Origin of the sequence: Chitinophaga sp. RCC_12 (genome assembly GCF_041360695.1) — a bacterium.
Classification (GTDB): domain Bacteria; phylum Bacteroidota; class Bacteroidia; order Chitinophagales; family Chitinophagaceae; genus Chitinophaga.
Genome location: NZ_JBFUPS010000007.1, coordinates 257280 through 275211, shown reverse-complemented (window position 1 = coordinate 275211; position 17932 = coordinate 257280). Strand labels below are relative to the sequence as shown.

The following is a 17932-nucleotide window of genomic DNA, read 5'->3' as shown; positions in this document are numbered from 1 at the left end:
ATGCGTGACTATACGATCGTTATGTTTTTGAAAGTGTTTCCTCCAGGTTATAGATGGTGGTGATCACCTGCATCATGGCAGCCCATGAGGCATTGTCGAGGTGTTGCGCCATCGGGTATTCTCCATGCTGCAGCAACTTTACTGCGCTGGCCGGCTGTTGTTTGTACAGCTGCTGTTGCTGCTCATAATACTTCTCCAGCAAGGTTAGTTCCTGTGGTTGCGGTGTACGGCAAACAATTAAACGGAAAGCCTGCTGAATATTCCTGGAGCTGTTATTATCTTTTTGCAGCAGCCTGGAAGCCAGCACCCTGGAGGCTTCCAGCACCGTAGGATCATTGAGCATGATAAGCGCCTGCAATGGCGTATTGGTGCTTGCGCGTTTTACTTCGCACTGGTCGCGGTTGCTGGCGTCAAAGATCATCATGGAGGGCGGTGGCACCGTACGTTTGATAAAGGTATACAACCCTCTGCGGTACAGGCTTTCACCATGGTCCTGTTTATAGCTGGCCAGGATTCCCCTGCCGGAAGTAGCCATTTCCCATAAGCCTTTAGGCTGATAAGGTTTTACGCTGGGACCACCAATCACCGGTACCAATAGTCCGCTGCTTTTCAGCACCAGGTCGCGCACTCCTTCTGCGGGCAGGCGGAACCGCGGTCCGCGGGAGAGATAAATATTTTCAGGATCTGCTTTTAGTTTGTCTTTGGAAATGGCGGTCGATTGCCGGTAGGTGGCAGTCATGACCATTTGTTTCATGAGACGTTTAATATTCCAGCCGTGCTGCATAAAGTCCACTGCGAGCCAGTCGAGCAGTTGCGGGTTGGTAGGCAGGTCGCCCTGCATACCGAAATCGCCGGTACTTTTCACGATGCCCCTGCCGAATATTTCCTGCCATTGCTGGTTCACGAACACCCTTGCGGTGAGTGGGTTTCGCTTATCGAACAGCCAGTTGGCCAGTCCGAGGCGATTGGCCGGATATTGTTTCACATCAAACGGCAACACCGCATGTGGCGTTTCAGGCTGCACTTCCAGCGTAGGGTTGTCGTAGTTACCACGGCCAAGGATATACGTTTTCCGGGTGGTATCTTTCTCTCCCATTACAGAAACGATCAACCGGTTGCTGTCCTGCTTATTAATAAATTTCAGCACTCCTTTGAGATCGTCTTTTGTGATCTCCATATAGGGCGTTTTGGCGTAGGTTTCCGGGCCGCCCACGGCGGATTCCAGTCCTACTTCCTTCACATTATTAAAGAAGGCAAAGAGTTCATAATATTCTTTTTGTGAGAACGGATCATATTTGTGATCGTGGCAGTGAGCACATTCGATGGTGATGCCGAGCATGCTTTTACCAAACGTGTTGGTGCGGTCAGAAACATATTCTATGCGGTATTCTTCATCTATTACTCCTCCTTCCTCCGTGATTTTATGGTTGCGGTTAAAGCCGGAGGCCAGCAGTTGTTCCCGGGTAGCGCCTGGGATCATGTCTCCTGCGATCTGCCAGGTAATAAAATCTTTGTAAGACAGGTTTTCATTGAATGCGTGGATCACCCAATCCCGCCAGGGCCACATGCTGCGGTAGTTATCGTCCTGGTAGCCGTGCGAATCAGCATAGCGGGCCACATCCATCCAGTGAACTGCCATCTTTTCGCCATAGGCGCTGTCCTGCAGCAGTTCATCCACCATACGTTCGTATCCGGCGTCGCTGGTATCTTTGGCAAAGCGCTCCATTCTTTCAGGTGATGGCGGCAGGCCGGTAAGATCGAGGCAAAGGCGTTTGAGCAGTCTTTCATGATCCGCAGCGGGATTGGGTTCCAACCCTTTCTCTTCCATGCGGGCCAATACAAAATGGTCTATTTCATTACGGGCCCATTTCTCTTTGTTTACTTTGGGCAGCGGCGGTGTTACCGGCGCCACAAAGGCCCAGTGTGGTTTATACTTTGCGCCTTGCTTAATCCATTTTTCAATCAGCTTTACTTCATAGTTGCTGAGCGACATATTGGAGGATGGCGGCGGCATACGCATAGAAGTATCCGTGGTGCTGATGCGCTGGTACAATACAGAAGCCATGGGATTACCGGGTACGAGCGCATGTGCGCCCGGTGTTTCACGAAGCGCTTTATAGGCACTATCGGCAATATCCAGGCGCAAACCGGCTTCCCGCTTATTGGCATCCGGACCATGGCAGGCATAGCACTTATCCGATAAGATAGGCCGTATATCAAAATTGTAATCTACAATTTCAGGCAATTTTTCCTGCTGTTTACCGGGTGTATCGCCATTGTTACACGCGTATAAAAATGCAAGAGAGCAGATGGTGAGTCTGACACAACGTTGGAACATAATTTTCTGCAATTAATTGTACACTGTACCTATACAACGGGTAGGCCCGTGAATTTTACTATAGCTGTCTGGTTGTTTAATAATGGTAAATATCGGCTATTAAAACATGCCATTTTGATGCTATTTTGCTCCATAATGGTGCTTTCTTAGCATTATGTATATACATACCTACAAATTATTAAGTAAGAAGGATAAATCAGATTTCTTAAGAGCCTGATGATAAAATTAGCCAGGTTCGTTCGCAACATTATTAGCCAGATTTGAGGTAAACAGACAGACACATTAAATGCATTTGTGAAAAAATCACAAATATTGACTATCTTTAAGACATGTTTATAGCGTTTGATTTTGGCAACTTCAGGTCGTTCCGGGACCAGCAAAAGTTCAGTATGGAGGCGTCTCCTCTGCGCAGCAATGATAATGGACTTCTAGAGGGGAATGTTTTTGAGACGGCGTCTCTAAGGTTGCTGAAATCTAAAGCGATATATGGCAGTAACGCCAGCGGTAAAAGCAATCTGGCCAAAGCATTGGAGAATTTCTGCTATATGGTTTCAGGCTCAGTTATCCACGAGGGACTTCCCAAGCGCACATGGGACAATAGATTTAAGTTAATTACAGACTGGGACGACAGCCCTGTCTTCTTCCAATATATCTTTCTTCACAATGAGATCATTTATAGATACGGATTTCAGGTACTTGATTCCAGCATATCCTATGAATGGTTGTATTCGGTAAGTGGAGATAAGGAGATAGAGTATTTTATGCGAAAGGGACTCGATCTACAGATAAATAAAGATGCTTTCCCAGGATCTGATTTGTTTATTCAGCAAATGATAAAAGGTGATAATGAATTATTCCGTGATGATTCTCTGTTTCTTACCGCCGGCGCCCTGACAGGAAACAAGTTACTGACTGTACTCCGGAATGAGATAAGGAGCATTATTATCGTGGATGGAATTTACGACGAGGACGCCATTGGATATACTATGAAGCATTTAGTTCATGGTACCGATATACAAAAACAGGCCATAATACAATTACTGAAAGCTGCGGATACGGGTGTCGATGATTTGGAAATACGGGAATTACCGGACGAGTTATCGGATTGGCAACATGTAAAAGAGAGTGGTACACAGTTTAGTGTTTTTGTATCCCACTCCCGCTATGATGAGCACGGTACTTTTAAAGATAAAATCACGGTGCCTTTTGGGGAATGGGAATCAGAAGGAACAGGCAAGCTACTTGGTATCAGCGGTCTCATTTTAGACGCCTTTAATCAAGGTCGCACAATTGTAATTGATGAATTTGATGCACGTTTTCATCCAAACCTTACGTTAAAGATCGTTCAGTTGTTTCATAACAAAATAACCAATCCCAAAAACGCCCAGATCATTTTTGTAACCCACGACTCCGGACTTTTGCGCCGTGCAGACCTGCGCAGGGATCAGATCTGCCTGATAGACAAAGATTCTTATGGAGTCAGCACCATTACCAACCTGATTGAATATAGAGGTGTCAGAAAAGATGCCTCTTATGAAAAGGAATACTTAAATGGCAGTTATAGCGCAGTGCCTTTTTTAGATGAAATGGATTGGGTTTTTACGCAAAATTCAAATCAGGATGGACTACAACAAACCAAGTAAGGAAAAGGCAAATGAAGCGTATTTACGCAAAATGGGATATAAAGCAGGCAATCCATATCAGGAGGAAAAAAAGGACCCTGTAAAAACTTTCCTGATCATCTGCGAAGGAGAGAATACAGAACCCTATTACTTTCAGGGATTTCCCGTTCCAACTAAAATGGTACTGATAGAAGGAGGGCGAAACTCCAAAACCTCTCTGGTGGAATACGCATTAGAGGCACGGAAATTAGAGAAATACGCGGGCAGAGAAGTTTGGTGCGTGTTTGATTATGATGTCAAGCCTGATGAGGCGGCCACCCAACCCAAAGATTTCAATAACGCTATTCTTCTTGCAGAGCAAAATGGTATGAAAGTCGCCTGGTCCAATGATGCCTTTGAATTGTGGTTTGTGCTTCACTATGACTTATTGGAAGCACCTCTTTCAAGGCATCAGTTATATCCTGTATTGAAAGAAAAGTGGAATTTAGAAAGTTTCAGTAAGGTGGCAAAGTCCCGGGAATTCTGCAAGGATCATTATACAAGGCATAGTTGTAATGGTAATGCCTCGCAGCAACTTGCTATACGCAGGGCTCGTGCGCTTCATCAAAAATATAATGGTGACCAGGATTTTTCCAAACAATGTCCCTGTACAACTGTTTACCTGTTAGTAGAAGAATTGAATAAATATATCAGGTAAATATGTCTATTCTTTTGTTTCTTATTCTCATTATACCACAATGCTCCCCATGATGGCTCACAGAAACCGGCTGCTTTCTCCCATCCCCATGGTGAAGGATATAAGGGATTCCGTCTTCGTCTTTATAAAATACCTCGTCCGTTGATAGTATTTCATGCAGAAGCGCAGTATACCCGGAGTTTAATTGCTGACCGGTAAAAACAACAGCGTCTGACAGCAGTTGTGGCGTTATCGCTGCATGCGTATGAATAAAATCAGTTGTAATATTACTCCGGAAATAGTAAGCCTGTTGCTGATACAAAACAGTGCCGGAATAAGAGGATGGTAGACCAATTTCCGGTATTGACACCCGGCACATAAACCGCAGTGGGGCATACCGTCTTTCGCGGGTATTGCGGTGTACTATTTTATACACGGCTTCCTTGCAGCTCCACAACAACCAGGTGAGCACTGCCGGTGCAGCAGCATTACGGATCATGCTGATTTCCGCCGGCAGAAACAATTTTTCCAGGAAACCTTTCCGGTGAATACGGCTTTCTATGGCGGCTGCCCGGAGATCTATGATGTCGTTGCCGATCATTTTTCTTTGAGCTTGGCTTCCACGATATCGAGGGCCGCCTGCACGTTCAGCATGCGTTCCATTTCTTCGTTCTGGATCACGATATCGTATTTCTCTTCTACATCCAGTACCACATCTACCAGGTTGGCAGAATTAATTTTGAGATCGTTGATAAAATCGGTGGAAGTACTGATGGTGGCCAGTGCTTCCTGATTTTTAGCATAGGGCCTTACTATTTCTCTTAACTGCTCAATGAATGTTTCTTTGTCCATGTTATTTCGTTTAAGGTTGCGGGTATTTTTGCAGAATAATACAAGCGTTTACATCTCCAAAACCAAAACTCGCTTTCGCCACTAAATTTATGTCTTTATACAATAGCTGTTCCGGAATTCTTTCCCGGTCTACCAGCGCCTGAATATCGGGGTGCAGGTCTTCGCAGTTGATATTGGGAAATATAAAACCTTCCTTCAGCTGTAGTGCCGCCGCTACCAGTTCAATGCTCCCGGAAGCGCTCAGGCAATGCCCTACCATCGATTTCAGTGCATTGATGTAAGGAAAGTTTTTCCCGCTGCGCTGAAGGGCACTACACCAGTTGGCTATTTCCTCTGCGTCTTTTCCGGTGGCAGTAAGGTGGCCGTTTATCAGGTCAATATCAGCGCCCTGCACACCGGCCTGTTGAAGCGCCGCGGTAATGCAACGCTGCACCGCAGCGGGATTGGGGGCCGTCATACTGCCGCCGTTCCGTTGACCGCCGGAGTTAATATGACCGCCCAGTACTTCCGCATAAATAGTAGCGCCGCGTTCCAGCGCGCTGTCCAGCGACTCCAGTACCAACGCTCCTGCCCCACTGCCGGGAACAATACCGCTCGCGGTGGCGCTCATGGGCCGGGAACCGGCTTCCGGGCGTTCGTTATATTTAAAGGTGCTTACTTTCATGGCGTCAAAGCCGCCCCAGATATAGGGACCACTGTCGCTGGTACTACCGGCCAGCACGCGTTTGGCATGACCGTACTTAATCCGTTCGCAGGCGAGCAACACACTTTCCGCACCGGTGGTACAGGCAGAAGAGTTGGTGGTTACCTGGTTGCCAAGTCCCAGTTTTCCGCCGAGGAAAGCACTGATGCCACTGGCCATGGCTTGCGTAACTGCGGTGCTGCCTAAACGGCGCACCTGTAAATCATCTACCTTATAAACAGCTTCGCGGAATTTCTCCACACCGGAACTGCCCGCGCCAAAAATAGTACCGCTGTCCCAGTCGGGTGTTTCCCGGGCTATTGGCAAACCCGCATCTGCCCAGGCCTGCATACCGGCTATTACGCCGTAAATAATACCGGAACTACCCAGCTGCCTTAATTCCAGCTCTTCAAAATATTGTTGCCGCAAGCTTTCGGAAACCTCCGGCTTACCTGCAATCTGGCAGGAAAATTTCAGGGCAGCCAGTTGTTCATCATAACGGATACCGGATATACCTTTTTTGATCGCTTCGCGGAAAGCGGCGATGCCAGTGCCGTTGGGCGCTACCACTCCTAAGCCTGTTATGACAACCCTGTTATTCATTTTTATTATTGATGATCATGCCTGCCATCGTTCCGTCGCAGACTAATGCGCCGGCTGCATTATACAACGCTACGCGGCATTTCAATTTGTTAAACCTGAAGTATATTTTCGTTGCCTCCGCCTTCACCGTTTCACCGGGTGGCACAGGCAAATAAAAGTCGATGTGGCTGGAGGTCATAGCTACCGTGGGCAACTGTTTATGTATCTCTTCTCTCAAAAGATAAATACCTAAACAAGCCAGCCCTGTTTGTGCCATTACTTCCGTTAGCAATACACCCGGCGTAACAGGCAACCCTTTAAAGTGGCCCTTATAGCAAGGCATATCTGCGTGAAAAGTATATATACCCGTTACCTTTTCTTCATCGATGTATGCCAGTTCATCCACAAACAGGAAAGGCGGTGCATATGGTAAGTGCTGCAGGATCTCTTCTTTTGTCATACGCTAATGAATATGTGTTCCTCCGTCGACCGGTATAATGGCCCCATTGATCCAGGCGGCTTCGTCCCGGCACATCAGGTATACTACATTCGCCACATCCTCCGGCGTGGTAAGCTGCCCGAAGGGATTTCTCGTCCTGCTGTAATCCAGTAACGCTTCACTGCCCGGAATTTTCCGCAATGATGCGGTGTCAGTCACCCCCGCGCGGATACAGTTGGCCCTGATCCCGTGCGGCGCAAACTCCAATGCTATGCTCCGGGTGATGGATTCCAGCGCGGCCTTCGCCGCAGATACCGCCGCATAGTGCGCCATTGCTTTGTAACTACCATCGCTTGTAAAAGAAAGGATACGTGCATCTGCAGCAAACAGTTGCCTGTTCAATATATCTGCCGACCATTCATACAAGCTCACCGCCATATGCCCGATGGTGGTATTGAAATCATCCGCCTGCAGGTCTGGCAACACTTTGAGGTTGCCCCGTGCGATGCTGTGCAGCAGGCAACGGATACGCCCCGTACCCATAGCTTCCTGCAACTGCTGCAAAATATCTGCACGTTGTCCGGCGTTGAGCACATCGATATTAAACGTCAGCAGCTGCACGCCTAACGACCTGATCTCCTCAAACTGCTGCCGAATATCCGTTAATTCCACACGGGTATTGCGGTGTACAATGCAGATGTTCATGCCATGTGCTGCCAGCTTACGCGCGGATGCCAGTCCAAGCCCGCTGCTGCCCCCCAGTATTAATGCCCAGTAAGATGCAAACTCTGTTACCATTGTAATAATATTCTTTGTGCCGAAAAGCCCGGACCAAAACTCAGCATCAGTCCTTTGTCGCCCGTGGGCAACGACTGCTCCATAAATCTTTCCAATACATATAACACCGTAGCGCTGGACATGTTGCCATACAACCGAAGAATTTCCTTGGTATCGTCCAGTTTCTTTCCCATACTGCGGAACAGCTCTTCTACGAGGGTAATGATCTTTTTCCCGCCGGGATGAAAAATGAGGTGGTCGATATCTTGGATGGTAAGATTATTTTTTGCCAGGAAAGGATGAACGATATCGCCAAAGTGCGCTTCAATTTTTTCGGGTACTTCTATATCCAGCACCATTTTTAAACCGGTATTGGAGAGATGGAATCCCATCAGGTATTCCGCGTCATAGAAATGATACATTTCTTCTGCGATAATTTCCGGACCGGTATCCTGTTCATGGGAAGAGAGGATCGCACAGGCGGCGCCATCGCCGAAGATGGCTGCGCTGACGATATTGGCCATCGAATAATCGTCCAGCTGGAACGTGGCGGTAGGCGATTCCACCGCTATTACAGCGGCTCTTTTACCGGGATTTGCTTCCAGCATTTTCTTTGCATAGATGATCCCTGACACTCCGGCTGCGCAGCCCATTTCAGTAACAGGCAGGCGTATAATATCCTGGCGCAGCTGCAGTTCGTTGATCAGGTATGCATCTAAAGAGGGGATCATGATACCCGTGCAACTCACGGTGATGATATAGTCGAGGTCAGTTCCTTTCAAACCGGCTTTATCCAGTGCACTTTGCAGGCAGGTCCGGCCCAGGGTAATCATTTCCCGCTGGTAGATATTATTTTTATCTTCAAAAGAAGTATTGGTAAATACTTCTTCAGGTCCCATAATAGAATAGCGTTTATCCACGCCGGCGCTCTCAAAGATCTTGATCACCTTGCGGATAAATCTTTCTTCCTGGCCCTGGAGCCATAATGATAGGAAGGGGATAATTTCGGCGGTGGTTCTTGAGTAAGGCGGTAGTGCTTTTGTGACAGTCTGAATTTTAACGCTCATAATTTATTGATTATCCATTGATACCGGAACGCCCATTTCCATTTAAGGGAATACTGATCAATATTAAGTTCTGCCGATAAATGTTGTAATTCTCTTTTTTTAAATCCCCGGAGAATGGATACCAGTCCATCTTCCCTGACCATCCTGTTTAAATTGAACACAAAGCATACCAGTTGAAACAGGCGGTATGCCAATGCGCTCCGGTGCAGATCATTGATCACTACTCCTTTCCGGGCCTGCCGGTAAAAGATTTTCATCAGCTCCCGGATTGCAGCCTCTTTAAAGTGATGCAGCGTAAGCGTACATAAAACAATATCATAGTGTTGCTCCCGGAAGGATGGCTGTGTAATATCCTGGCAATAATACTCAATGTGCGGATAATCTTTTGATAAATTCCGTGCATGCGTTACCGTAGCCTGGTTGGCATCAATGCCGGTTAGTTTTATTTTTCTATGGGAAGAAAAGGTATCCGACAGTTGCCGCAGCATGTCACCATTACCACAGCCTATATCCACGATGGTAACTTTCTGGTTGGCAGGAATATCTTTCAGGAGAGCCGCAACACCTTCAAGGGTGACGCGGTTGCCGCCCAGTAAAGCATTGATTTGTGCGATTTTATCCAGCGTAGCCTTCAGCAGATCGCCTTCCATACTGAAATCGTCCATGATTTCGGTAGCCTGGCTCCGGTGCCGGGTGTTTACACGCATTCCGGTACGGCATTTAACGGTTTCCCATGGGTGCGACGGATGATTCCCGGCAGCAGGCCGGGGAAGAGGATCAGTCCTTTCATCATGGTAGCGGAAAGCTTTTCATTGCGGAACAACCGGGATAGTACACGACCGGTGCGCATACGGCCGCTGAACATTTTGTTCCAGGCTTTCGTATAGTTTTGTTCCATCAATAAACGGTTCCGGGTAGGAGCTGAAAAGTATTCCAGTACCCTGTCGGATGCTATCTGCGCGCTCTGTATGGCCATAGCCATGCCGTTGCCGCAAAGCGGGTGAATAAGACCGGCGGTATCGCCGATCATCAATATATGATTCAGTACCTTTTCTTTATCTGTGAAAGACACCTGGCTGATGGTTAAAGGTTTGTCGAACAATGCGGTGCTGTTTTCAAAAATATCCTTCAGGTGCTGATTACGGTACAGCACCTGCTCCCGGTGCGATTCTATCTGCTTAAAATTCTTAAAACTCTCGTAACTCACCAGGTAACAGATATTCAGGATATCATCCTCCACTTTTGATACGCCGCAATAGCCGCCGTCGAAATTATGGAGTCCTACGGTATCGGCCGGGAAGCTGCCACGGTAATGCGATTTCACGGCCAGCCAGGGCGATTTTTCGTTAAAGAACGGACGGGCAAGCTTACCATCAAGTGCGGCTCTTTTGCCATAAGCGCCCAACACCACCGGCGCGGAAAAAACGCCATAGCTGTTGGTATCAATGAAGAAACGGTCGTTTTCAAACACCACGTTGGTGACGGTATCTTCAATTAACTCCACCCCGTTTTCGGTCATCTTCTGCATCAGGAACTGGTCGAACGTATACCGGCTTACCCCGAAACCTCCCAATGGAAGCGTCGTTTCCAGCGTTTTGCCATAATGATCTGAAATGATTAACCGGTTGATCCGGGAAGGATGTAATACCGAAGGATCTGCCCCGAGTGACTGCAGATATGGTAATACTTCATTGGAAACATATTCCCCGCATACTTTGTGCGAAGGATATTTACTTTTTTCGATTACGGTTACCTGTAATCCTGCTTTCGATAAATGAATAGCACTGGTGAGACCCGACAAGCCCCCACCTATAATTATAACATCTCTTGAACCCATACCCCTATGGTTAAAACAATAACAAGCTCCGACACAAGGAAGGTAGCCTACCCCAATATAATGAATTTATAGCTGATTTCCGTTTCGCTAAGATCAGAATATTCTTTATAAATCACGGCATTATAAAACTTAACATTGCCAATATTATTTAATTGTTAATTTCGAATATAATTGTTTTTGTAAATAAATAATGCTCCATGACTGATTCGAGTAAACCGACCGGCAAGCATCTTAAAAAAGAAGCTGGTGTAAAAGTAGCCGAAGTATTAACCGCATTAAGCGAACTAAAAGAGAAGCTGGGAGAGAAAAAATTTCTCCGGAACGTAAAAAAGGCCACTAAGGCGATGTTAGCAGGACTGACAGATAAGCCAAAAGGACCTGCCAAGCCGAAGAAGAAAGCTGCTGCCGAAAAAGCTGCTGCACCCAAAGCCCAAGCCAACACTCCCAAAGCCGCCGATAAAAAGGTGACGCCTAAGAAAGCTGCTCCCAAGAAAACTGCCGCTAAAAAAGCTTAATCCTACATCTGTAATTCCTGTGAGTGTCTTTATTGTTCCTGTTACAGGAACCGGTATTGTTGCGTCCTGAACCGCGGACAATAAAGATGCTTACAGGTCGGGCGCTTTGTAATCCCTTACATAGCGGTTAACATCATATCCTTTGTCATCCCAGATCATCCCCTTCACCACCAGGGCCTCATGATGGAATCCTGCTTTAGTCAGCACCCTTTCCGAGGCTTCGTTGCCGGGTAATACATCTGCAACAATTTTTTTCAGCCCCAGCGTGGAGAAGCAATACTGCACCACGGCCTCAATGGCTTCGGTCATGTAGCCTTTGCCCCAGTATTCCTGTACCAGCGCAAACACCAGCGGAACCGTATCTTCAGTTTCATAATTATTGAAACCGATGAAACCGATCAACGATGTTTTTTCTTCAAGGGCAATACCCCAGCGGATGCCCTGTTTATCAGAAAAGCGCTTTTTAAAAAGATCAATAACCGGGCGAACACTGGCTACTTCACTCAACGGAATTACATGATAATACCGGGTCACCCGTTTATCCGTGAGCAGGTAAAACAGATCCGGCTGATGCGAATGTTCAATTTCAATCAGGTGAAGGCGGGGCGTAGACAGGACGGGGAAAGTATCCGGCAGTAAACTCATATGCTGGCTGGCTCGTTTTAATGACCCCAATATAAAAACAATTGTACCACACAACCAAAAATGTTATTCCCGGAAAACGAAAAAAAGTATCTTGTTTTCAAAATTTATTCCACGACATGTTAGCATTCACTCAGCGTCCGGCAGCAGCATTGCTGGCTGCAGGCATTAGTTTGTGGGCCACGACCGCCCGCTCGCAACCACCCTCCTTCACCGGAAAAGGCCTTACCCGTCCCGCTCTGGAATATTACCTGGATCATGCGGTTACCATGACTGAATTTCTTTCGGTAGATCCTTACGCCTCCGATGCGCCCTATCCAAACAAGGAGGATGATATCCGCCTGATCAGGAATATTGGCGCAAAGTTTATCGGCAGGGCCATCTACCGCTGGGGCGGGGAATCGGTGCTCAACAATAAAGATTTTCTGCACCAGGCCAAAAAGCTGGTGCAGGAAGTGCAAAAAAATGACCCGGAAGTAATTTTCCAGGCTGCCCTGTTTGAGCAGATCAGTGAACAGGTAAACACCATTCCTGTTCCGGCATGGGCATTCAAAGCGCTGGGACTACCGGCGGAAGACCGGCATTTCCGTTACGACAGCATGCTGAATACAAAAGGGAAACTGGTCAATCACTGGAGTAAAGGCAACAGTGTACCCGATATTACACGCGTGGAAACGCAGCTCTGGTTTATGTTCCTGGCCGGCACGTATATGGAAGTGGGCTGCGAAGCGCTGCACCTCGGGCAAATTGCCCTGATAGGCATGGAAGATCCGCAGCTGACGGAATGGGCCGCCTTCCTGGAAAAATTGCGGGCCTATGCAAAAGATCATACCCGCCATCACTGGGTATTGCTCGATGCACACACGCCATCGGGCGGTATGGTGGTGAATGGTAAAAGCTTACTGGATTTTAACTCGTTTCCGTTGCGTATTAAATCGGTGCCCGCGCATCCGCAGGAAGGTATCCTGGAAATGGGTTTTACGGATGCCCTTTTCGGGAGAAGCAAAGGCGGTATTACACCCAGTGGCTGGAAAGCCGCGTCAATGCCTTACCTGGTGGAGTTGGATAATTTTGGTATCAGCGATCACCCGGGTGTGCCGGATACCACTACCATTTACCCGTGGGGCTTTGATGAAATCAGCTGGTTTTATCAGCAACCGGAACAATACCGGCACAACTGGCTGCAGTATGCACATCAATGGGTAGCAGCGCATGACGCCAATGGTCATTTGCAGATGCCGGTTACCCGTGTAGTTACGTTGGGACGCAGGAAGCCAAGATTGAAATACCGCGCCAATACACGCTCCGCGCAGTGCCCGGACGGGATGAATGATGAAGCAACGATCAAATCTATCTGGCAGGCGGCGGATGCCCGCAAAAAATAAAGGATCATCACCGGTTATCTTTCTTCCGGAAAATAACCGGTGACTGTTTTATTTTTGTTTTACCAGCTTCATCACTTCAAAACCTGACATAACAGCGGCAGATTGTACCTGGTTAAGGTTGATTGTCAGCAACAGCGTATCTCCGCTCCAGGAAATTTTTCCGCCTGCCGCCTGTACTTCTGTAGTGCCGCCTCCATAGGAAGGGGTTTCCATTACACCTGCGCTGAAATAAATGGAATCTGCTCCCACCAGTTTATAAGGGTTGGATGCATTATAGGGATCCATATCCATCTGGAAAGGCATTTGCATATCGCTTACCAGTACGCCATCCATGTAAAGGACATTCCGGATCACTGCATCAATGGAATAGCTCAGGCCTGTAATTTTGAAAGTACTTCCATCAATCACCATTACCCCTTTATTATTAAAGGTGGTATAGTCGTTGTAAAGCGTGGCTTTGGCGCCGGATTCCGATATGGTGGCGATGCTGTTTACACGGACGCCCGCAAAGTTCCAGGTACCTTCAATTTTATTATTGCCTGTTACAGGTGGTGTGGTAGGCGGTGGTATTACCGGGGTAACGTTATCCGGTCCGGCCATTTCAAGGCTTCCGCAGGCAGCGAGTGTAGTGCTCAAAACTGCCACCAGCAGCAGGGATCTGTAAGTATTCATCTTAATAAGTTTGAACAAGGGATAATGGCCGTAAAGTTACCATCAATTGGCGAACGAGTTTCACTAATCTTTCATCAAGTTATCATGAAACCGGTTGCCGCATTCTCATTTCTTCAAAAAACGGGGTACGTCTTTCTTCCACACATTTCGCGGCATACAGGTACAATGCTGCGCTCCAGGTTTGCCACTCCTGCCCTTTTGCGGTACCATCCTGGGCTTTCAGCCATTCGTTGAAACCATAATCCACTGTACCGCTGTTGGAAATAGTTATTATCCGGGTGAGCTCCAGTAATTTTTCTTCTGCCAGCCGGTATTTTTTTGCTGCTACCAATGCCGCTACATAAAAACCACAGATGAAAGGCCAGATGCCGCCGTTATGATATTCCCCGGGAAGATTAAAAGAAGCATACCGTTCGTGCCAGTCGTTGTCGCCCGGTTTCGTATAGGGGAAGAAGTTAGGCGGCAGTTTTACAGCCAGCTGGTTGTTCTTTATCAGTTCCGCGCACTCGTCTTCGATCCACGATACCATTTCCGCTGCCCTGGTGGGGGCTGCAATGCCGGAGAGTATGGCCAGGCTGTTGCCCAGCAGGTCGAACCGTTCGCTGCTCAATACCTTATAAGACCACATGGCGTAATAGGGTTTGTGTTTCACGACCAGTCCTTCGTGTACATGCCGGTGCTGCACCCCACCGGTGATGGTAAATCTGCCCATTGCCTGCCGTACTTTCTCTGCGCGTTCATGATGCCCGAGGATGCGGAGATAACTATACACGAGCGTGTTTACAAACAGGCCGTAACCAAGCACCCATTGTTCATCGCGCCAGTCGCTGGTAGGCTGTTGTGCCACCAGGTAACGATCCGAAGGACTTTGGTATTCCATCCACTGCAATGATCTGTTCACTGCTTCCTCGAGGAACTGCTCATTACCCGACAGCTTGCGATACATGCCTGCTGCCAGCAGGAAGAGCGGTGTGGTGTCGCTCGCGCCCAGGTCCTGTTTGTCGTGTACGAGAGAAGGGATATGTCCGTGTGGTGTTTGATTTTTCGCCAGTGTTTCAAGCACCTTCCGGATGCTGTTGATCAGCACGGGGTTGCCGGTAACGCCTACGCCTAAAAAAGACAACAGCAGATCTCTCGTATATGGCTCAGGGTATCCCCATCCCGCGGTGCGGGGGAGGCCGTGAAACGGTCCGTTTACATTATGCAGCAATACCTTCAGGGCGGCGTCCCTGGCTGCGTTGATGGTTAACCAGGAAGAAGCTTCCATGTTCAGCGGATATTAAGTTTTTCATGCATCAGCTGCACAAACTGCCTTGCTATAGTCCTGTAATCAAAATTTGCAACTACTCTTTTCCTTGCAGCTTTTCCTAACTGTTCCCTGTAGGCGGCATCTGTCATTAACCGTTGCAGATGCTGCCTGATATCGTTGATATCTGCCCGGTAGTCCACTGTACGGGGCGTAGAAAATACGACCTTCTTTTCCGTCTCGAAACCCGACTCTTTACCAACCATCACTTCATTCAGCACAATTTCTTCCGCCACACCGGCCAGCAATGCGGTTTCGCCATCTACCAGCGTATCCAGCATGCCCATTGCGCGGATGCCGATCACCGGCTTTTCGCAGGCGCCCGCTTCTACCTGTGGCATCCCGAAACCTTCCAGCCGCGAAGGCGCCACATAAATATCGCAGGCGTTGATGAGATAAGGCATCTCCTCCCTTGAAACAATGCTGGTAATATATTGCACCTTACCGCCCAGTCCCAGTTCTTCCGCCAGTGCCAGGTCGGCTTTATTTTGTATACTGGTGCGCGGCTGGGGCCATACCTTACAGATATACTTCCAGTTGCCCGGTATTTCACTGCTGAGTTGCGACAGCGCCTGCATGACTTCCCTGGCTCCTTTGGAACAGGCGTCGCCGCCTACCGTGAGCAGCATCAGTTCATCCGGCGCCACGCCCATTGATTCCCGCACTGCTTTCACCCGCGGATGATCTTTAGGGAGCGGCGCGAACCTGTTGGTATTGCAACCAACCGGCAGTACGGCTATTTTATCGCCGTTGATGCCGTCGCGTATATACATTTCCTTTACCCACTGCGAGGTAACCAGGATCAGCGGCAGTTTATTCAGCACCTCCTGGTAGTTGGCGATATATCCATCGGCCACCAGCCATGGAACCGGCTGCACACCAAATTGCTGCGGATGCAGGATCAACTGCGGGCAATATCCCCAGTAACCTACGCCCACCACTACATCCGGCTTAAACGAGTTGTAATACCATTCCTTTTCCAGTGGTGAGTCGTAGTGCACCGCCAGCGCAGTTACACCTATTTCCAACAGGCCATGGTACAATAAATTTCCTTGTGTTGCCAGTCCCCCGGGAGCCGGCGGATAATCAAATAACAAAAGTACTTTCATAATTCAAACGGTAAACTGTTGAGCCACTGATGGGCTTCCATGCTGTTATTAAAACACCAGAATGATTCCGCCTGCGGCGTGGTGGCTGCTTCCCAGCTATCGACCTTAAATCCGTACGTTTGAGTGATCACCTCGTATTTCCTTTGCCAGAGATCTTTATCCAGCACATGATAAATAGTTGCTTCAGGAATAGCTTCCGGGAAATAGGACTTTAATCCATCTTCATAAGCAAACGCCCAGAGCTCATCTGCTGTGATCCTGCCTTGTTGCCACAGCCGGATCACGGCGCTGCTTACTTCTTCATGGCGGAGGTGCCGCGTATATTCCCCGCGCGGATGATGGGTGATGACCAGGTCGTAATGCTGCACCGGCAATAACGCCAGCACCTGGTTTTCCACCACCTCTTCCGGCAATGGCGTTTGTTCCGGACCATCATCCATATCTCCCATAACACCTTGTGCTCCGTACAATTGTAATGCCTTAAAAAATTTAGGGGCTCTGTCTGTATCACTGGCGCGGCACAGGCTGATGATAGTCCAGTTCCACTGCGGATGAAACAGGATGGTACCTCCGGCCCACAGCGTTTCATCATCGGGATGGGCTACAATAACGGCAACAGACTTTCTTTTTGTTACTTGAGGGTTTTCTTCGCGCATATTCATAACATTTAACAGGCGGGTTAAAGAGGGTTCTTAAAGTTAACAAATCCGGAGCAGCTACCCATCACTAAAAATTACCCATTCCGGAGAATATTTATCATCTTACAGAAAATTTTTACGGAAACATCATGAAAAAACTGGTAGCATTATCCGCTTTCATAGCGATGAGTATGGGACTTAAAGCACAAACAATGCAATGGTATAACACTCCGCAGAAATGGTCCCCAGACCACAACAAGATAAACGTGACCGTTGACCCCGGTACCGACTACTGGCAGGTAACCCACTACGGCTTCATCCGCGATAACGGCCCTTTTTATTTCCAGGAACAGGAAGGCGATTTTACCGCCACGGTAAAAATTACCGGGCATTATAAAGAGTTGTTCCACCAGGCCGGCCTGATGATCCGCAAGGACGCCAAAAACTGGATTAAAACCGGTATCGAATATGTAGACGGCGTACAGAACGTAAGCGCCGTGGTAACCCGTGAAGTATCCGACTGGTCGGTGGTTCCGCGCCACGACAGCCCCAAAAGCATGTGGCTGAAGTTACTGCGTAAAGGCGACTATGTACAGATTGAATATTCCTTTGATAATAAGAAATTTGATATGCTGCGACTGGCCTATTTTCCTCCCGGTGGTAAAGTGCAGATAGGCCCTGTGGCCGCAGCGCCGGGGAAGTTGCCGTTTGATGTGGTGTTTGAGGAGTTTAAAGTGGTGGCAGAGAAGTGATTTTTGAGATTTTTTTTGAGATGCGGTCGCCGGAGGGTGGC

Annotated in this window: 19 protein-coding genes; 5 read left to right on the top strand and 14 right to left on the bottom strand. The window is 48.1% G+C overall.

Going from position 1 to position 17932, the window contains the following annotated elements:
- Positions 1-19: 19 nt before the first annotated feature.
- On the bottom strand, positions 20-2338 hold the full coding sequence (locus tag AB6805_RS21305; protein WP_370911458.1) for a PSD1 and planctomycete cytochrome C domain-containing protein: 2319 nt from the start codon (positions 2336-2338) through the stop codon (positions 20-22).
- Positions 2339-2727: 389 nt separating this feature from the next.
- Here AB6805_RS21305 and AB6805_RS21300 point away from each other — a divergent pair, with 389 nt between their 5' ends.
- A complete protein-coding gene (locus AB6805_RS21300) occupies positions 2728-3981 on the top strand; it encodes an ATP/GTP-binding protein (protein ID WP_370911457.1) in 1254 nt (417 codons plus the stop codon).
- Positions 3959-4657: an RloB family protein gene (locus AB6805_RS21295; RefSeq protein ID WP_370911456.1), complete on the top strand. Its 699-nt coding sequence runs from the start codon at positions 3959-3961 to the stop codon at positions 4655-4657. Before AB6805_RS21300 ends, AB6805_RS21295 begins: the two co-directional genes overlap by 23 nt.
- On the opposite strand, the gene AB6805_RS21290 is transcribed toward AB6805_RS21295, so the two are convergent.
- The 8 genes from AB6805_RS21290 to AB6805_RS21255 are packed head-to-tail and all read right to left on the bottom strand — an operon-like array spanning position 4650 to position 10872.
- The gene (locus AB6805_RS21290) at positions 4650-5237 is read right to left on the bottom strand and encodes a 4'-phosphopantetheinyl transferase superfamily protein (protein WP_370911455.1); all 588 of its coding nucleotides are present in this window, start codon (positions 5235-5237) and stop codon (positions 4650-4652) included. The two genes, AB6805_RS21295 and AB6805_RS21290, sit on opposite strands and share 8 nt — an antisense overlap.
- A complete protein-coding gene (locus AB6805_RS21285) occupies positions 5234-5488 on the bottom strand; it encodes an acyl carrier protein (protein WP_370911454.1) in 255 nt (84 codons plus the stop codon). The genes AB6805_RS21290 and AB6805_RS21285 overlap by 4 nt, the downstream gene beginning before the upstream one ends.
- Before the next feature lie 10 nt (positions 5489-5498).
- Positions 5499-6773, bottom strand: a complete 1275-nt coding sequence (locus tag AB6805_RS21280; protein WP_370911453.1) for a beta-ketoacyl synthase — start codon at positions 6771-6773, stop codon at positions 5499-5501.
- Entirely contained in the window at positions 6766-7212 is a 447-nt protein-coding gene (locus AB6805_RS21275) for a 3-hydroxyacyl-ACP dehydratase FabZ family protein (RefSeq protein WP_370911452.1), read from the bottom strand. Before AB6805_RS21275 ends, AB6805_RS21280 begins: the two co-directional genes overlap by 8 nt.
- A 3-nt stretch (positions 7213-7215) precedes the next feature.
- Entirely contained in the window at positions 7216-7989 is a 774-nt protein-coding gene (locus AB6805_RS21270; RefSeq protein ID WP_370911451.1) for an SDR family oxidoreductase, read from the bottom strand.
- Positions 7983-9035: a type III polyketide synthase gene (locus AB6805_RS21265; RefSeq protein ID WP_370911450.1), complete on the bottom strand. Its 1053-nt coding sequence runs from the start codon at positions 9033-9035 to the stop codon at positions 7983-7985. Before AB6805_RS21265 ends, AB6805_RS21270 begins: the two co-directional genes overlap by 7 nt.
- Entirely contained in the window at positions 9032-9742 is a 711-nt protein-coding gene (locus AB6805_RS21260; protein ID WP_370911449.1) for a methyltransferase domain-containing protein, read from the bottom strand. The genes AB6805_RS21265 and AB6805_RS21260 overlap by 4 nt, the downstream gene beginning before the upstream one ends.
- Positions 9733-10872, bottom strand: a complete 1140-nt coding sequence (locus AB6805_RS21255) for an NAD(P)/FAD-dependent oxidoreductase (protein WP_370911448.1) — start codon at positions 10870-10872, stop codon at positions 9733-9735. The genes AB6805_RS21260 and AB6805_RS21255 overlap by 10 nt, the downstream gene beginning before the upstream one ends.
- 197 nt (positions 10873-11069) lie before the next feature.
- Here AB6805_RS21255 and AB6805_RS21250 point away from each other — a divergent pair, with 197 nt between their 5' ends.
- Positions 11070-11387 carry a hypothetical protein gene (locus AB6805_RS21250; protein WP_370911447.1) on the top strand — a complete coding sequence of 106 codons (318 nt, stop codon included), beginning with the start codon at positions 11070-11072 and terminating at the stop codon, positions 11385-11387.
- A 90-nt stretch (positions 11388-11477) separates the two neighbouring features.
- On the opposite strand, the gene AB6805_RS21245 is transcribed toward AB6805_RS21250, so the two are convergent.
- Entirely contained in the window at positions 11478-12032 is a 555-nt protein-coding gene (locus AB6805_RS21245) for a GNAT family N-acetyltransferase (RefSeq protein ID WP_370911446.1), read from the bottom strand.
- Positions 12033-12148: 116 nt separating this feature from the next.
- On the opposite strand from AB6805_RS21245, the gene AB6805_RS21240 reads away from it, so the two are divergent.
- A complete protein-coding gene (locus tag AB6805_RS21240) occupies positions 12149-13414 on the top strand; it encodes a hypothetical protein (protein ID WP_370911445.1) in 1266 nt (421 codons plus the stop codon).
- Positions 13415-13462: 48 nt separating this feature from the next.
- Here AB6805_RS21240 and AB6805_RS21235 read toward each other — a convergent pair whose 3' ends face one another.
- The 4 genes from AB6805_RS21235 to AB6805_RS21220 all read right to left on the bottom strand — a co-directional run bounded on the left by AB6805_RS21235 (position 13463) and on the right by AB6805_RS21220 (position 17157).
- Complete coding sequence (locus AB6805_RS21235; RefSeq protein ID WP_370911444.1) at positions 13463-14086, bottom strand: hypothetical protein; 624 nt, start codon at positions 14084-14086, stop codon at positions 13463-13465.
- Between the two features lie 82 nt (positions 14087-14168).
- Positions 14169-15353 (bottom strand): glycoside hydrolase 100 family protein, encoded by a 1185-nt coding sequence (locus AB6805_RS21230; RefSeq protein WP_370911443.1) that lies wholly within the window; start codon positions 15351-15353, stop codon positions 14169-14171.
- Between the two features lie 2 nt (positions 15354-15355).
- Complete coding sequence (locus AB6805_RS21225; protein ID WP_370911442.1) at positions 15356-16501, bottom strand: glycosyltransferase family 4 protein; 1146 nt, start codon at positions 16499-16501, stop codon at positions 15356-15358.
- A complete protein-coding gene (locus tag AB6805_RS21220) occupies positions 16498-17157 on the bottom strand; it encodes a hypothetical protein (protein WP_370911441.1) in 660 nt (219 codons plus the stop codon). Before AB6805_RS21220 ends, AB6805_RS21225 begins: the two co-directional genes overlap by 4 nt.
- A 131-nt stretch (positions 17158-17288) precedes the next feature.
- On the opposite strand from AB6805_RS21220, the gene AB6805_RS21215 reads away from it, so the two are divergent.
- The gene (locus tag AB6805_RS21215; protein ID WP_370911440.1) at positions 17289-17891 is read left to right on the top strand and encodes a DUF1349 domain-containing protein; all 603 of its coding nucleotides are present in this window, start codon (positions 17289-17291) and stop codon (positions 17889-17891) included.
- The last annotated feature ends 41 nt before the right edge of the window (positions 17892-17932 follow it).

Excerpts from the sequence above, each read along its gene's own strand:
- AB6805_RS21215 (WP_370911440.1), top strand. The coding sequence starts at position 17,289 with ATGAAAAAACTGGTAGCATTATCCGCTTTCATAGCGATGAGTATGGGA.
- AB6805_RS21225 (WP_370911442.1), bottom strand. The coding sequence starts at position 16,501 with ATGAAAGTACTTTTGTTATTTGATTATCCGCCGGCTCCCGGGGGACTG.
- AB6805_RS21250 (WP_370911447.1), top strand. The coding sequence starts at position 11,070 with ATGACTGATTCGAGTAAACCGACCGGCAAGCATCTTAAAAAAGAAGCT.
- AB6805_RS21290 (WP_370911455.1), bottom strand. The coding sequence starts at position 5,237 with ATGATCGGCAACGACATCATAGATCTCCGGGCAGCCGCCATAGAAAGC.
- AB6805_RS21245 (WP_370911446.1), bottom strand. The coding sequence starts at position 12,032 with ATGAGTTTACTGCCGGATACTTTCCCCGTCCTGTCTACGCCCCGCCTT.
- AB6805_RS21255 (WP_370911448.1), bottom strand. The coding sequence starts at position 10,872 with ATGGGTTCAAGAGATGTTATAATTATAGGTGGGGGCTTGTCGGGTCTC.
- AB6805_RS21270 (WP_370911451.1), bottom strand. The coding sequence starts at position 7,989 with ATGGTAACAGAGTTTGCATCTTACTGGGCATTAATACTGGGGGGCAGC.
- AB6805_RS21275 (WP_370911452.1), bottom strand. The coding sequence starts at position 7,212 with ATGACAAAAGAAGAGATCCTGCAGCACTTACCATATGCACCGCCTTTC.
- AB6805_RS21305 (WP_370911458.1), bottom strand. The coding sequence starts at position 2,338 with ATGTTCCAACGTTGTGTCAGACTCACCATCTGCTCTCTTGCATTTTTA.
- AB6805_RS21295 (WP_370911456.1), top strand. The coding sequence starts at position 3,959 with ATGGACTACAACAAACCAAGTAAGGAAAAGGCAAATGAAGCGTATTTA.
- AB6805_RS21230 (WP_370911443.1), bottom strand. The coding sequence starts at position 15,353 with ATGGAAGCTTCTTCCTGGTTAACCATCAACGCAGCCAGGGACGCCGCC.
- AB6805_RS21235 (WP_370911444.1), bottom strand. The coding sequence starts at position 14,086 with ATGAATACTTACAGATCCCTGCTGCTGGTGGCAGTTTTGAGCACTACA.
- AB6805_RS21285 (WP_370911454.1), bottom strand. The coding sequence starts at position 5,488 with ATGGACAAAGAAACATTCATTGAGCAGTTAAGAGAAATAGTAAGGCCC.
- AB6805_RS21240 (WP_370911445.1), top strand. The coding sequence starts at position 12,149 with ATGTTAGCATTCACTCAGCGTCCGGCAGCAGCATTGCTGGCTGCAGGC.
- AB6805_RS21260 (WP_370911449.1), bottom strand. The coding sequence starts at position 9,742 with ATGCGTGTAAACACCCGGCACCGGAGCCAGGCTACCGAAATCATGGAC.
- AB6805_RS21280 (WP_370911453.1), bottom strand. The coding sequence starts at position 6,773 with ATGAATAACAGGGTTGTCATAACAGGCTTAGGAGTGGTAGCGCCCAAC.
- AB6805_RS21300 (WP_370911457.1), top strand. The coding sequence starts at position 2,728 with ATGGAGGCGTCTCCTCTGCGCAGCAATGATAATGGACTTCTAGAGGGG.
- AB6805_RS21220 (WP_370911441.1), bottom strand. The coding sequence starts at position 17,157 with ATGCGCGAAGAAAACCCTCAAGTAACAAAAAGAAAGTCTGTTGCCGTT.
- AB6805_RS21265 (WP_370911450.1), bottom strand. The coding sequence starts at position 9,035 with ATGAGCGTTAAAATTCAGACTGTCACAAAAGCACTACCGCCTTACTCA.